The 13,405-nt window shown below is 33.6% G+C and carries 15 protein-coding genes; 3 read left to right on the top strand and 12 right to left on the bottom strand.

Annotated elements, in window-relative coordinates:
- Positions 1-26: 26 nt before the first annotated feature.
- The 3 genes from flgK to ACSG5Z_RS00700 are packed head-to-tail and all read right to left on the bottom strand — an operon-like array spanning position 27 to position 2,275.
- Positions 27-1,325 carry a flagellar hook-associated protein FlgK gene (flgK, locus tag ACSG5Z_RS00710; protein ID WP_088062766.1) on the bottom strand — a complete coding sequence of 433 codons (1,299 nt, stop codon included), beginning with the start codon at positions 1,323-1,325 and terminating at the stop codon, positions 27-29.
- Positions 1,326-1,342: 17 nt separating this feature from the next.
- Positions 1,343-1,795 carry a hypothetical protein gene (locus tag ACSG5Z_RS00705; RefSeq protein ID WP_002135377.1) on the bottom strand — a complete coding sequence of 151 codons (453 nt, stop codon included), beginning with the start codon at positions 1,793-1,795 and terminating at the stop codon, positions 1,343-1,345.
- Positions 1,796-1,810: 15 nt separating this feature from the next.
- On the bottom strand, positions 1,811-2,275 hold the full coding sequence (locus tag ACSG5Z_RS00700) for a YaaR family protein (RefSeq protein WP_000946323.1): 465 nt from the start codon (positions 2,273-2,275) through the stop codon (positions 1,811-1,813).
- 143 nt (positions 2,276-2,418) lie between these two features.
- Between ACSG5Z_RS00700 and ACSG5Z_RS00695 the strand changes: the two genes are divergently transcribed.
- The gene (locus tag ACSG5Z_RS00695; RefSeq protein ID WP_001020094.1) at positions 2,419-2,916 is read left to right on the top strand and encodes a hypothetical protein; all 498 of its coding nucleotides are present in this window, start codon (positions 2,419-2,421) and stop codon (positions 2,914-2,916) included.
- A gap of 39 nt (positions 2,917-2,955) precedes the next feature.
- Complete coding sequence (cheR, locus tag ACSG5Z_RS00690) at positions 2,956-3,738, top strand: protein-glutamate O-methyltransferase CheR (RefSeq protein WP_137052290.1); 783 nt, start codon at positions 2,956-2,958, stop codon at positions 3,736-3,738.
- A gap of 33 nt (positions 3,739-3,771) precedes the next feature.
- On the opposite strand, the gene ACSG5Z_RS00685 is transcribed toward cheR, so the two are convergent.
- The 7 genes from ACSG5Z_RS00685 to ACSG5Z_RS00655 form a co-directional block, all read right to left on the bottom strand.
- A complete protein-coding gene (locus ACSG5Z_RS00685; RefSeq protein ID WP_435710401.1) occupies positions 3,772-4,488 on the bottom strand; it encodes a hypothetical protein in 717 nt (238 codons plus the stop codon).
- A 27-nt stretch (positions 4,489-4,515) separates the two neighbouring features.
- Positions 4,516-5,886 (bottom strand): transglycosylase, encoded by a 1,371-nt coding sequence (locus ACSG5Z_RS00680; protein ID WP_435710400.1) that lies wholly within the window; start codon positions 5,884-5,886, stop codon positions 4,516-4,518.
- Between the two features lie 29 nt (positions 5,887-5,915).
- Positions 5,916-7,559, bottom strand: coding sequence for a flagellar motor switch protein (locus tag ACSG5Z_RS00675; RefSeq protein ID WP_199695478.1), 1,644 nt, complete (start codon positions 7,557-7,559; stop codon positions 5,916-5,918).
- A 173-nt stretch (positions 7,560-7,732) separates the two neighbouring features.
- Entirely contained in the window at positions 7,733-9,736 is a 2,004-nt protein-coding gene (locus ACSG5Z_RS00670; RefSeq protein ID WP_435710399.1) for a chemotaxis protein CheW, read from the bottom strand.
- A gap of 129 nt (positions 9,737-9,865) precedes the next feature.
- Positions 9,866-10,234, bottom strand: coding sequence for a response regulator (locus ACSG5Z_RS00665; RefSeq protein WP_000940570.1), 369 nt, complete (start codon positions 10,232-10,234; stop codon positions 9,866-9,868).
- A 150-nt stretch (positions 10,235-10,384) separates the two neighbouring features.
- Complete coding sequence (locus tag ACSG5Z_RS00660; protein WP_353836253.1) at positions 10,385-11,062, bottom strand: OmpA family protein; 678 nt, start codon at positions 11,060-11,062, stop codon at positions 10,385-10,387.
- Positions 11,063-11,084: 22 nt separating this feature from the next.
- Positions 11,085-11,918: a flagellar motor protein MotP gene (locus tag ACSG5Z_RS00655; protein WP_098230168.1), complete on the bottom strand. Its 834-nt coding sequence runs from the start codon at positions 11,916-11,918 to the stop codon at positions 11,085-11,087.
- Between the two features lie 172 nt (positions 11,919-12,090).
- On the opposite strand from ACSG5Z_RS00655, the gene ACSG5Z_RS00650 reads away from it, so the two are divergent.
- Positions 12,091-12,693: an HD domain-containing protein gene (locus tag ACSG5Z_RS00650; protein WP_064476552.1), complete on the top strand. Its 603-nt coding sequence runs from the start codon at positions 12,091-12,093 to the stop codon at positions 12,691-12,693.
- A 25-nt stretch (positions 12,694-12,718) separates the two neighbouring features.
- Here the strand turns inward: ACSG5Z_RS00650 and hfq are convergent, their stop codons facing one another.
- Together hfq and ACSG5Z_RS00640 are read right to left on the bottom strand one after the other, a co-directional pair.
- Positions 12,719-12,907, bottom strand: coding sequence for an RNA chaperone Hfq (gene hfq / locus ACSG5Z_RS00645; protein WP_435710398.1), 189 nt, complete (start codon positions 12,905-12,907; stop codon positions 12,719-12,721).
- A gap of 54 nt (positions 12,908-12,961) precedes the next feature.
- Positions 12,962-13,180, bottom strand: a complete 219-nt coding sequence (locus tag ACSG5Z_RS00640; protein WP_002096752.1) for an aspartyl-phosphate phosphatase Spo0E family protein — start codon at positions 13,178-13,180, stop codon at positions 12,962-12,964.
- Between the last annotated feature and the right edge of the window lie 225 nt (positions 13,181-13,405).

Below are 13,405 nucleotides of genomic sequence, written 5' to 3'. Positions count from 1 at the left end.
ATATATTTCCAATCAACTACTATCACTTATCGAATAATCGAAAATAGGCTATCAAACACTTCATTCATCGTCGTAATAGCTTTAGAGTTTGCGACGAAATATTTTTGGAAGGCCATTAAATTAACCATTTCCTCTTCCATATTAACGCCTTCAACACCCATCTTTTCTTGCTGAATTCCCTCTAATAAATCCCCATGGATTTTTTGATAAGCATTCACTGCACTTTTATCAGATGCTACACCAACTATAAATTGGTCTAATGCTTGTTTATATGTAAGTCCTTCTTTATAATCATCATTCGTAATTGCTGCTAGGTTATTTGCTGTTTCAGCAGATATTTTCATTTTCGAAACATCTTTTGCAAATTCAGGGTTTAATTTCATATCTTTCGCTTGATCTTCCACAAAGAACTCTTTTCCCATTTCTGTGTTCACTTCATTCTTTACAGAAATCATTAATTCTTCAAGGTTTTTCTTATAACTAGCAATCTTCGCTTTCGTATCGATCGCTGATTGGATTGCTCCACTAGTTAAAGGAATTTCCGAACCGTAAATTTCAGCAGTCATTGGTTCTTTTTCTTTATTTAATTGAAGTGGATATGTATCTTGTCCATTTACTGTTAAAACACCATTCATTCTAACACTCGCGATATTAGGATTCATAGATTCATAAGACACTTCTATATTTGCATACTTAGACATTTCTGTAATGATACGATCACGTTCATCCAAAAGTTGATTTGGCACTTGTGTACCTGCTTGTCCAATTTTTTTATTCGCTTCCGCTAAGCTGCCAGCAAGACGATTAAATTCATTTACATGCGCTTCAATATCTTCTGTCGTTTGTGCTTCTGCTGTATCTAAGCCTTTCGCTAGACGATTTACTTGACTTGTAAACTTCCCAGTTTCAGAAATTAATGTATCGTAGTAATTTGGTTGTTCTGGATTTTTTGCAACTTCACGAAAGGCATTAAAGAAGCCATCCATTAAACTAGATAATGAATTCTTTCCTGTCGTTCCAACCATAGATTCTACACGTGATAAAGTCGAATTCATGTAGTTATAGTAAGAGAGTTGAGATAATTGATCGTTAAACTGTTTCGTCTTCACTTCATCTGTAATACGGTCAATGCCTAACGTTTGTACACCGTAACCTATTTTTTGTTCCGGTGAATAGCCCTGACTTGCTCCAGCCGATCCGTAATTCACCATTTGACGCACATAACCAGGCGTATGAATGTTAGATAAATTTTGTTTCGTCGTTTGTAATCCCATTTGTGCCGCTAACAAACCCGATAACGGCGTATTATAATCAGATAGTCTCATAATGTTTCACTTCCCCTTTACAATAGTTCGTTCATAAAGATTTGTGAATTATTGTTTCGCTCTAAATTATATTCAGAAACGGAATCCACAATACTTTCTGTAGTTTTTAATAGTACGTTTAAGTAATATTGATTTTTCAAAAGAATCATTTTTACATTCTCTTCTAATTCAGCTACATTTTTTTGTAATTCTTCCATTTTTTCAATTTCTTCGTTAGAAAAATGCGAAAATAATGCACTTACACGAAATGATTCCACGCCCTTTTCTTTACAAAACTGAACAACCATTTCTTCAAATGAACTTGATAACTTTTTTAAACCATCAATGTACTGCAATTGCTCTACTTGCAATTTTTGAACTGCATTTACATTTTTATGTTTCAAATTCTCATATATTTGTTCTCCGAGCGTTTGAATATTTTCATACGCTTTTTGAATAATAACAAGCTTTTCATATAATTGTATGTACATATAGCTTCCTTCCTTTTACAAGACTAAATTTACAATTAAACCGTGGATTTCTCCAATTTGATTTAACATTTCTAAATGTCCTGTTTTCGTATTAATTAAGTTCATAACATCTTCTAACTCATTTAATCCCATTTCCGCCTGTTTCACAATCGTCATTTTCTGTGAATATCCGTAACGCGGATGACGAGACATGACATCTTTATATTGCAATACATTATCTACGTAAAAATTCAAAAATGATTTTACTGTGTTTTTGTATTCCATTACATTATCAAGCGTTAATTCCATTTCAATTTTCTCTTTAATTTCTCCAATGTTATCGACAAATGCTTCCATTTGTTCTAGCAATTTATCTTTTTTCGGATCTGCATGCAAATTATCCGAAAATGCAAGTCCTGTCCTGACATTTGCTTCTTTCGGCATTTGAGTAGCAGGCGGTATATGCGATAAAATTGGATTATGCGAGATCGAACGCAGCATATATATCACCTATTTATTTTTTTATTTCTTCCTAAACTTAATCGTAAAATCCAGTTATTTATAATTATACTCTGAACACTAATATTTTGCAGTTATTTTTTATAAAAGATATGTTACAATTTAGCATGAGGTGGCACAAATCTATGAATATTTTTCTTTGTGGTTCAAATCAATTAACAGCATTAGATCAAGAAGAAATAAAAAAATTTTTAACTGACTATGCTCACAAACATAAAATTTACATATTATGTTATAAATCTATCGAAAATGAGATTCTTCGTTTTTTCATCGAAAACGAAAGACTCGCTCAAAATTTATGCCTTTACACGCTACAGCCGTTACAAGCATTAACAGATGAATTTCAAGAGGTCGTTGATTACTTAAAAAAACACGGAGCCGAGTATGTCGCTTTTGATCATCCTTCCGACTCTATTTACCGATCAGATTATATGTTTTTTGTAAAACAAATAATCGAAGATACCGATTTAGTTCTCTGTTTTTATAATGGGGACAAGCATACATCTGTCATTCCCGTTGACGTTGCAAAAGAAGCAGGAATTGATGCTGTTATTTATGATTTACCAGGTTTACATGAAAAACAGATGAAAAAAAACTTTGAACAAAAAATCCGTATGATGTAAAGGGGGAGGCACAATATCGTTATTGTGCCTATTATAAATATGATAATTGAACAAGATTATGATCATTTTATCGCGAGTTTTAAACAACAATTCAATATGGATATCGCTTCATATAAACAAGATAGAATGCGTCGTAGAATCGATGCTTTTATTTCGAGAAAGGGCTTTGGGAACTACACTAGTTTTCTAAGCAATTTACGTACCGATCAAAATTTATTTTTAAGTTTTATTGATTATATTACAATTAACGTTTCAGAATTTTTTAGAAATAAAGAACGTTGGCAAACGTTAGAGACGAAAGCACTACCAAAATTACTTGAACAAAATAACGGAAAATTAAAAGTATGGAGTGCCGCTTGCGCTGCCGGTGAAGAACCATATACACTCTCTTTAATTTTATCGAAGCATCTAGCTCCATTTCGTTTTGAAATACAAGCAACAGATCTTGATTTTCACATTTTAGAAACTGCAAAACGCGGTCAATATACAGAACGTTCTTTAAAAGAATTACCTATCGATTTGAAAGAGCGTCATTTCACAAAAGAAAATGATATATATTCATTACATCAAAATATTAAGCAAAACGTCACGTTCAAACAACACGACCTGTTAATGCAGTCGTTCGATACAAATTACGATTTAATCATTTGTCGCAACGTAATGATATACTTTACTGAAGAAGCAAGGATAAAACTTTATGAAAAGTTTAGTCGTTCTTTACGAAAAGGCGGCGTACTATTTGTTGGTAGTACCGAACAAATTTTAACACCTGAACGTTATAATCTTCAGAGATTTGATACATTCTTCTACGAAAAAATATAAAAGGGGTCGTCACAATGTAAAGTGACGACCTTTTTATATAACTCGAATTAAAATAATAGCAACAATCCATACAAAGAGAAAAAGAAATGTCATAGACCATTTATGTTCTTGCATCGTTTGTTTCAGGGCCTGTGATAATTGTGTCATATTCATTTCTGCGAGCGCTCTCCATACACTTACATCCCGCTCTTTAGCTGTGCGATCTGTAACGCTAATTAAAATAGTTTCGTTAGACAATTTCGTTATGTAAGCAGTAATAACCGTTACCATTAAATTTATATTTCCTTCTGAAGAATCACTTTCCACTCTAGAAATGAGTGCACTTACATCTAATAACGGAATATATACCTTTCTACCAAATGATAGTTGTACTTCTGCGAAATCATACGTTCCATCTAACAAAGGAAGTTCTTTTATATGCGCCTGCTTAACAAGCCCTTGTAAACTTCTCATTACTTGTTCAAATACTTTTTCTGTTTGCTTCCCTTCTCCAGATAACGTATGCAACTTTTTAAAAAGTTGTAACACTGTATCCATCTCTTTAGAAAGCATTTCCTTCATAACCTTTCCATCACCTAAACTCGCAAGTAAAATCCCTATTTCATTATTTTTCGAAATAATCTTAGACTGTCCAGTAAACACTAGATTACTATGCTTTCGTTCTTTCTGGATTTCATGTTCCGAAATAGCTGCAGGCTGTTTTAATGGTTGTAGCGTCTTATTTTCAATTGTCGTACGTTTAATCTCCATCTAAGCGCCTCCACTACTATGAAATAATTAGCCCCATTCTTTATTACTCTTTAAAACTAAAAATAGTACGAATAAACCTGACATAATAGCAAACACATTAGAAGCTTGTACTCCTTGTTCGCTACTGTCTTCTTTTTTCTTTTGCGGTTCTTCTATTTGTTCTTTCTTTTTCGAAACGACTCCATTGTCATTTCTACTTTTGTTCTCTTTTTGAGCCTTTCCATCACTTACTTCCTTATGATTTCCCAACGGCTCTTTTATAAAGTAAGTAATTCCTTCTTTCTCTTTCAGCGGCTCTTTTATAAAATCGTTTATTTTCTCTTCTTGCTTCGGAATTTGAACAACTGGCGGTTTTTCTTCCAGGAGCGGAATCTCTATTTTTGAGTCTTCCTGCTTCTCTGGTTCTTTCTCTGGTTCTTTCTCAGGTTCTTCCTTATCTTCTAATTTATCTTCATTCTCTCGTTCTTCTATCTTTTTATCATCTTCTGGTTTTTGCTCCAAAATAGAAACGATATACTCACTTTCCTCAACCAGTTTATTACCGGCCGCATCCACTATCTCTACAAGTATTTCGTACGTCCCGATTGGCAACGCATCCGTTATTTCAAATACTTTTTGCCAATCCATGTCGCGCTTATTGTAATCTAATAAAAATGTAATCTCTTTATTTTCTTTCCCTTTTAATGTAACACGAACTTCTTTCACAACTGATTCTACGTCTGTCGCCTTCACTCGCACACGTATAGAACCGCCTTGTTTCCGTTCAATTAGCTTCTCTTTCGCCTCGTCAACAGTAACTTTATGCAACTTCGGTAGCTCTTTATCTATTGTTGGCGTGTCATTATTTATACGAATAAATGGGACTTTCACTTCATTTTCTATAAGCTCTTCTTTCTCAGTTTCTTTAGAACTTTGAATGAGCTGAAGATTCCAATCACCTTGCAAATCAAAAGTCTCGACCTTGTAGTTAGCAATCCATCGCTTCGTTTCCTCTTCATACTTAAACGATAGCACTCTTTCTTGTTCATACTGATCGCCGTTTTTTGGCAAGCGCAAAATACCTTTTATACTTTGAACATTTTGCTCTTTCGGCTCTACAATAACCCGCACTTCTTCGCCAACTTTTAATTCTGGCTTATTTACTGTAATAACCCCTTGATCCGTTTCTATCATTTTTTCGATTTCTTGTTCATTTGCTACTTCTTGTTGTTCCTCTTTACCTTGATTCACTTCCACTTGCTCTGGCTGCTCTTGAACTTCTTTGTTTTCTTCTTGTACATTCATTTCATTTAGTTTTTGATCTGGCTCAATTTGTTCTTCCGCCTGACTTTGCAGAGGGAAGAACAGACACACATTTATGAATATCCAGCTCATTAGAAAAAACTTTACGTTTTTCATCTACTAGCTCAAACTCCTATTTCAACGACTTATAGCGATTTCGTCACTTTTACTCCGAAAAATCCATCTACATTTACAAGTTCACCATACGCCACCAATACATCATTTACATAAATACGAATTGGCTCGTCAATATCCTCATCTAGTACAACCGCTTCATTCTCTTGTAAACTTAAAATATCTTGAATTGTTTTCACTGTGCTTCCAAATACAAATTTCACATTCATTTCTACATTTTGTAAGATGGATGTGTCCATGTATACTGGTTCCATTTGTTTTACTTCTTTAAATTCAATAGTTTGCACAACAGGTTCTACAATTTTTTCTTCTTCAATTTCTTCCGTAACAATCTCTTCTTCCTCTTCCACCATTGGATATAGAAGTCTTCTTACCATTTCTTTCGCTTCTGAAATCGGTAAAATTTGATACATTTTCGATTGAAGCAGGTCGCCAATTTCAAGGTTGAACGTAATTTGGACGAGTTCGTCCACTTTCATTGACTCTCCCAAATATTCCATTTCTTCTTTTAACGTTACGAATTTAACATTTGGTGGTGTCATGTCCATTTTTTCTTGAAACATTTCTGACATCGCTGTCGCAGCATGTCCCATCATTTGGTTCATGATTTCTTTAATACCACTCAGTTCTAATTCACTAAGCTCCTTCTCTGGATCAACTTCCCCTGTTCCCATCATCATTAAATCTACCATTGTTAAAGCGACATCTTTCGTAAATACGAATACATTCTCATTCTTTAGCCCTTCAACAAAATCAACATTTAAAATAACAAACGGGACTGGTACTCCGTCATAATGACGAACATTGATTGATTCTACATTGGGCGTACTAATTGTAACTGGCTGATTTAATAGTGTTGACAATACTGTTGAAGCTGAACCAATTGAAATATTTGCAATTTCACCAAGGACATCTTTCTCTTCTTGTGTTAAATGCTCTTTTTCAACTTGTTCTTCTACAATCTCAGTTTCCACTACTTCTGCTGGCTCATCTTTTTCTTCTACTCCACCAGATAATTGCATTAATTTATTTACCATTCGTTTCGCATGTTCAACTGAAACAATTTGCACAAGTTTAGAGTTTACAAGATTATCTATCTTTAAATCAAACGATACTTTAACAATCGTTTGATTCCCATCAATCTCAGAAATTTTCTCCATTTCTTCTGATAACTTTACAACTTTAATTGTCGGCGGAGACATATCTACTGTATCTTGAAAGAATTCTGACATAGATGTAGCTGCGAACCCCATCATTTGATTCATCGCTTCTTGTACAGCACTTAGCTCTAATTCACCAAGTTCTTTTCCGTCTTCCACTTCACCTGTTCCCATCATCATTAAATCAGCAATGGATAATGCAACATCTTGCTTAAGGACAAGAAGGTTTTCCATATCTAATCCTTTTGTAAAATGAATGTTTAATACAACGTGTGGAACTTCGACGTCGCTTGAATCATATAAATCTACCAATTCTATGCGAGGAGCAGTAATACTTACTTGCCTATTTAAGATTGTTGATAATACAGTCGAAGCTGAACCAAATGATATATTTGCAATTTCGCCAAGAATATCACATTCTTGAGGCGTTAAATGCTCATTTTCTTTTTCTAGCACAATTGTGCTCGTATCCCCTTTTGTGTGTTGCTCAGGCATTTTCTCTGCCTCCTCATTTCTGTTTTTCTATCAAATGATATAAACTCTCATTTTATTTTAACAAACTTATTATATAAAACGTTAATATGTATTTATTCCCATTTTTAGATTAGTAACGATTAACCAAAAAGCTCCCCAATTGTATACAAGTGGGGAGCTTTCCTTCATTCCTATTATAAACCTTCTGGGTTTAAAATGAGGACCACTCGTCCATCACCGAGAATTGTCGCACCAGAGAAATAATTAGAACTCTCTGCAAAGAAGTCACCTAATGACTTTAAGACTATTTCTCTTTGACCGATAATTGTGTTTACAATAAGTCCATAGCTGCGATGTGTATTACGAACAATTAACACAGGAACCATTTGACCATCATATGACGCAAACGCCTCATCTACTGTTTTCTCACCAAATACAGTACTTAAATGCTTCACTTCAATAATTTGATTACGGTAATTTAACACATCTTTTCCTTGTAAGGATTGGATGTCTTCTTTTTTAATCCGAATTGCTTCAACAATATTGCCAAGAGGGAAAGCATAACGTTTATCATTTGTTTGAACAAGCATAGATTGAATAATGGACAACGTTAATGGCAGTTCAATTCTAAATGTACTACCTTTCCCTTCTTCAGAATCAATAATTAAGTGTCCACCTAAACTATGGATCGTATGTTTCACTACATCTAATCCAACGCCACGCCCAGAAAGGTCTGATACAACTTCAGCTGTACTAAATCCTGGTTGGAAAATCAAATCAAATACTTCACGGTCCGTTAATTTATTTGCCTCAGATTCTGTTACAACACCATTTTTAATCGCTTTTTCTAATACTTTCCCTTTATGAATTCCATTTCCATCATCCGTAATTTGAATAACGACATGATTTCCACTATGGAACGCTTCTAATTTAATCGTACCTGTCTCATTTTTTCCTGCATCACGACGTTGTTCAACAGTTTCAACCCCATGATCAATTGCATTACGAATTAAATGGACGAGTGGATCACCGATTTCATCAATAACAATTTTATCAACTTCGGTGTCTTCACCTGTAATTTGTAAATCGATTTTCTTTCCTAAATCTTTCGCTAACATACGTACCATACGCGGGAAACGATTGAAAACAGTCTCTATCGGTACCATACGCATATTTAATAGTACATTTTGAATATCTTTTGAAATATCACCTAATCGATTTAAATGCTCAATTAATTCCTTGTTTTGAATTGCTTGTGCCAATTCATCTATACGACCACGCTCAATTACACTTTCTTCAAACATGTTCATTAATCTTTCAATTTTTTCTAATTGTACACGTATGGAACGATTTTCCACTTTACCATTTTTCGTTTTTGCAGCGCTTTTAGCAGGTGTAGCATTAGCAGATTGCTTCGATACTTCTTTAGTTGATTCCACATGAGTAGCCGCTTGTAAACCTTCCTGCATAGCTTCTTGTATACCCAATTCTTTCGAGACTACTTCTTTTAATGTATGTCCTTGCTTCACTTCTACTTTCTCAATTTCAGAAACATGAAGCACTACTTGTTTTAATTCTTCTTCACTTTGATCAGTATCCATAAATACTGTGAACTCAAAACCGAAAGCATCTGCTTCAATTTCTTCAATACTTGGAACTGTTTTTTGTACATTACCTACATTTTGCAGTGCTTCAATACACATAATTGCACGTACTGCTTTTAAAATAGCATGTTGCTCAACAGTTATATGCACTTCATGCGAAACTGCATCATCATTATTTATAGGTTCTTGCTCAATATATTCCGCAGGAGTTTCTACATTGCCATTCAATAATGCTTCTAATTTCTGCTTAGTTGTAATTACATCAATATTGCCCATTCCGCCTTGTTGCACATCTGCAACCATCTTCTCTAAATTATCAATGCACTCAAAAATCACATCAATAATCTCTGCATTTACAACTATATTCCCATGACGAATTTCATCTAAAACGTTTTCCATTTTATGCGTTAAATCCGCCATTTCCGTAAATTCCATACTCGCTGACATACCTTTAAATGTATGGGCTGAGCGGAATATTTCTCCCACAACATCCATATCAGTGGGATTTTGTTCTAAAGTTAGCACATTTTCATTTAGCGATTGTAAATGTTCTTCTGATTCCTCAAAAAATATATTTAATAGATCTGTTTGCATTTTCATCCCCTACCTGTCTAACAAACATTTCATTTATGTATAACAATTTAGTGTTTTAAAGCAAGAAAAAAGGGGGCCACACGCATATCCGCTATCAATGTTTAGATTCCTTGTGGCACCCCTTCTATATTAGCTGTTTGCTACTTTTGTTAAAGCTTCAATTACTCGATCCGCTTGGAACGGCTTTACAATAAAGTCTTTTGCTCCACCCTTAATTGCATCTAATACCATACCTTGTTGCCCCATTGCGGAACAAATAACAACTTTTGCACTTGAATCAATTTTAATAATTTCTTTTAATGCTTCAAGTCCGTCCATTTCTGGCATAGTAATATCTAATGTTACAATATCCGGTTGAAGTTCTTTAAACTTCTGAATTGCTTCTACTCCATTCTCTGCTTCACCAATAATTTCAAATTCAGAATTACTTTTTAATAAGTTTTTAATCATCGTTCGCATAAACATCGCATCGTCTACAACTAAAATTTTATGTGCCATTCTTTTTAATTCTCTCCTTCTATGTATAAATATATCTTAATATTTCACCTTATCATTCTCACTCATTATACAAAATAAAATGATAAAATTTAATATTTTTTTAAAAGAATTTTCGTATTTTCATTATTTTATTATTAAAATGATAATATACTATTCTTTTATGTAAATGACAACGCGACGGTTTTTCTCCCAATTTTGCGGTGAATCATTTGGTACAACTGGCTTGGTATCTGCATATCCTACCGCAGCTAACCTTTTATCATCCACATTATACACTTCAATTAAGTGATGAATCATATTAGCTGCCCTTGCTGAAGATAACTCCCAATTAGAAGGGAATTTGTCGTTATGAATCGGTCTACTATCTGTATGCCCTTCAACAACAATCGGATTTGGTACTGATTGGAAAAATCCAACTAATTGACTTATTATCTCTTTCGCTTCCAGTTTAACATTTGCGTCACCCGTATCAAATATTAAATTATCTACTATAACGACGCTTACCCCTGTATCCTCACGATATACATTCACTTGACTAATACCGTTATTATCTACATATGCTTTTAATTTCTTATATAATTCATCCATTCTTTTTTTCGAGACCATTTTTTCATCATTTTTTTCATGCGAAATATCTGGTATTGTATTTTCCATTACTTTCGCATCTACTTGCTCCACGTCACTAAACTTTTCAAGCATCTTTGACAATTTTACTGCATCCTGCTTTGATGTAGCAACTAGTAATACAAAGAAAGTTAATAATAACATCGTTAAATCTGTAAAAGTCGTCATCCAACGAGGCGATCCCTTTTGCGGTCGTTTCATCATAACCATACCACTCCTTGAAATATTAGGCTGCTCGTTTTACTTTTTTTACCTTTGTTTCGTATACATATGTATCGAGTTTCAACTTTAATTTAGAAGGAATTTGACCGCGATATAATTCTGAAATCGCTTCAATAACAAACTTCTTCTCTGTATATAAATCTTCAATACCACGATACACCTTTTCAGCAAGAGGGATTGCAATCATATTTGCAAGTACTGACCCATACAATGTCGTTAACATCGCAACTGCCATCCCTGTACCAATTTGCGATGTGTCTTGCAAGTTTTGAAGCATAATGATAAGACCGATTAAAGTCCCTATCATGCCCCAAGCTGGAGCGAAATCGCCAATTTTATCTAATAATGCTGCCCCTTTTCTTAACTCATACACTTCCGTTTCAACATCTTTCATTAACACTTCTTTTAATTCATCTTCATCGTAACCACTTAACATTAATCGAATTCCTTTTTGAATAAAAGGATTGTCTACTTGCTCTCCATCAACTTCTAAAGAAAGTAGGCCGTGTTTTTTAGACTTTTTAGAAAAATCAACAAATAAATCCGTTAACTGTTCTAAATTTTCTTCTTTTCTATGTAAAACAGTAAAAATGCTTTTCGTATATTTTTTTATTTCTCCAAATCGATATGCCACAACAATTGTCGCTGTAGTTCCCCCTATGACAATTAAAATAGATGAAACATCTAAAAAGTTTTTAAAAGCTTTTATTCCGCCGCCGCCAATCATAATTGCCGCTATCACTATAGCAAAACCTACTATAATGCCGACTGGGCTAGAAATGTCAAACTTCCTTTTTCTTCTTTGTGGTCTAGCAAATCCTTGATTTTCGTCTCCCATATTCCTGCCCTTTCCTTTTCATTTTTATAAAACATTTTTTTATTTTAATAATGCGTTTTCACATATAATAAGTATTATACGCTTATCATCTGTTTATCGCAATATACTCATAAAATTGACACATTTCATTTCCATATTAGAATTATAGTATGGAAATATGAGGAGGATCACGATGGAACATAACATTTTACAAGTCATTGCACTAGCAGAAAAATTAAAATACGAAATGCGACATAGCTGGCTTTCTAACGGGCGTCAAGAAAGCGTTGCTGAACATACGTGGCGCATGTCTCTAATGGCCATTTTAGTTGAGCCTTATTTAGATCAAAAAGTAAATATTGAAAAATTACTTAAAATGGTTATTATTCACGACCTAGTCGAAGCTGAAGCTGGTGATATTCCTGCTTTTGATACAATGAATAGTCATGAATTACAATTACAAAAACAAATAAATGAGCAAGAAGCCATTTTAAATATTAAACGAACATTAAAAGGTTCTCTCGGTGAGGAATTATATGATTTATGGATGGAGTTTGAAGCGAAAGAAACGTACGAAGCAAAAGTAGCTAACGCACTTGATAAGCTTGAGGTGAAAATTCAGCATAACGAAGCTGATATTGATACGTGGCTACCAATTGAGCATAAAATGACATTCCAAGTAGCAAAGCATACAAACTTTGATTCTTTCCTATCTAAATTACAAAAAATGATTGAACAGGATGGAGAAAAGAAATTACTCGCTGCCGGCATTGACGTGGAAGCTTGCAAACGATAATGAAAAGACACTCAATATGAGTGTCTTATTTCATTATCGTTGATATAGCCTGCTTGTATATAAGCTGTTGTTTTCCATCAACTAACATTAAAACGGTAAATTTGTCTATCGCAACAATTTCTCCTACTATTCTAACGCCACTCTTTAAAAAAATTGTAACAATACCTTTTTCTTCTTTTATTTGTTTATACATCTCTTCTTGTAAATGTTCCAAATACTTTCCTCTCCTTTTTCACAAAATATCTTAATATAAAAAAATACAAATTATTTATTTGTGTACTTTATCTTTTACATTCATAAACTTATTAATAAGTATATCTAAATCTCGGCTAAATAACAAAACTTTATCATGATCCAATCCGTGTCTAGCAACAAGCTGGATTAGCTCTTTCTTTTTGTTTTCTATTTTATTGTGTAATTTTCCCATCTCCATCTCTTTACTAAAACTCCCTTTTCCCATAATATTACTTGTAAAATTATAGTACAAATCCTCTCATAAAAAAATATAAAAATGGTTTTTTTTACAATTTTTATATTTTTTTATGAACAAATCGCAAAATATATAACGATTTCTTCACATACCCCTAGCACAATATACAATCAAAATAACCATACAGGCCTTTGTCTAATTACAAAAGAGACTGGCTCCTTTTCCATACAAAAAACATACTGTATATAGTAGTCCATGAATTATATAGATTAACTTACTCAA

Origin of the sequence: Bacillus pretiosus, from assembly GCF_051294775.1 — a bacterium.
In the GTDB taxonomy this organism is placed as follows: Bacteria; Bacillota; Bacilli; order Bacillales; family Bacillaceae_G; genus Bacillus_A; species Bacillus_A wiedmannii.
The sequence above is the reverse complement of the archived record's forward strand: the minus strand, read 5'-3'. Positions and strand labels throughout refer to the sequence as shown.

Coding starts and splice junctions, on each gene's coding strand:
- flgK (WP_088062766.1), bottom strand. CDS start 1,325: ATGAGACTATCTGATTATAATACGCCGTTATCGGGTTTGTTAGCGGCA.
- ACSG5Z_RS00705 (WP_002135377.1), bottom strand. CDS start 1,795: ATGTACATACAATTATATGAAAAGCTTGTTATTATTCAAAAAGCGTAT.
- ACSG5Z_RS00700 (WP_000946323.1), bottom strand. CDS start 2,275: ATGCTGCGTTCGATCTCGCATAATCCAATTTTATCGCATATACCGCCT.
- ACSG5Z_RS00695 (WP_001020094.1), top strand. CDS start 2,419: ATGAATATTTTTCTTTGTGGTTCAAATCAATTAACAGCATTAGATCAA.
- cheR (WP_137052290.1), top strand. CDS start 2,956: ATGATAATTGAACAAGATTATGATCATTTTATCGCGAGTTTTAAACAA.
- ACSG5Z_RS00685 (WP_435710401.1), bottom strand. CDS start 4,488: ATGGAGATTAAACGTACGACAATTGAAAATAAGACGCTACAACCATTA.
- ACSG5Z_RS00680 (WP_435710400.1), bottom strand. CDS start 5,886: ATGAAAAACGTAAAGTTTTTTCTAATGAGCTGGATATTCATAAATGTG.
- ACSG5Z_RS00675 (WP_199695478.1), bottom strand. CDS start 7,559: ATGCCTGAGCAACACACAAAAGGGGATACGAGCACAATTGTGCTAGAA.
- ACSG5Z_RS00670 (WP_435710399.1), bottom strand. CDS start 9,736: ATGCAAACAGATCTATTAAATATATTTTTTGAGGAATCAGAAGAACAT.
- ACSG5Z_RS00665 (WP_000940570.1), bottom strand. CDS start 10,234: ATGGCACATAAAATTTTAGTTGTAGACGATGCGATGTTTATGCGAACG.
- ACSG5Z_RS00660 (WP_353836253.1), bottom strand. CDS start 11,062: ATGATGAAACGACCGCAAAAGGGATCGCCTCGTTGGATGACGACTTTT.
- ACSG5Z_RS00655 (WP_098230168.1), bottom strand. CDS start 11,918: ATGGGAGACGAAAATCAAGGATTTGCTAGACCACAAAGAAGAAAAAGG.
- ACSG5Z_RS00650 (WP_064476552.1), top strand. CDS start 12,091: ATGGAACATAACATTTTACAAGTCATTGCACTAGCAGAAAAATTAAAA.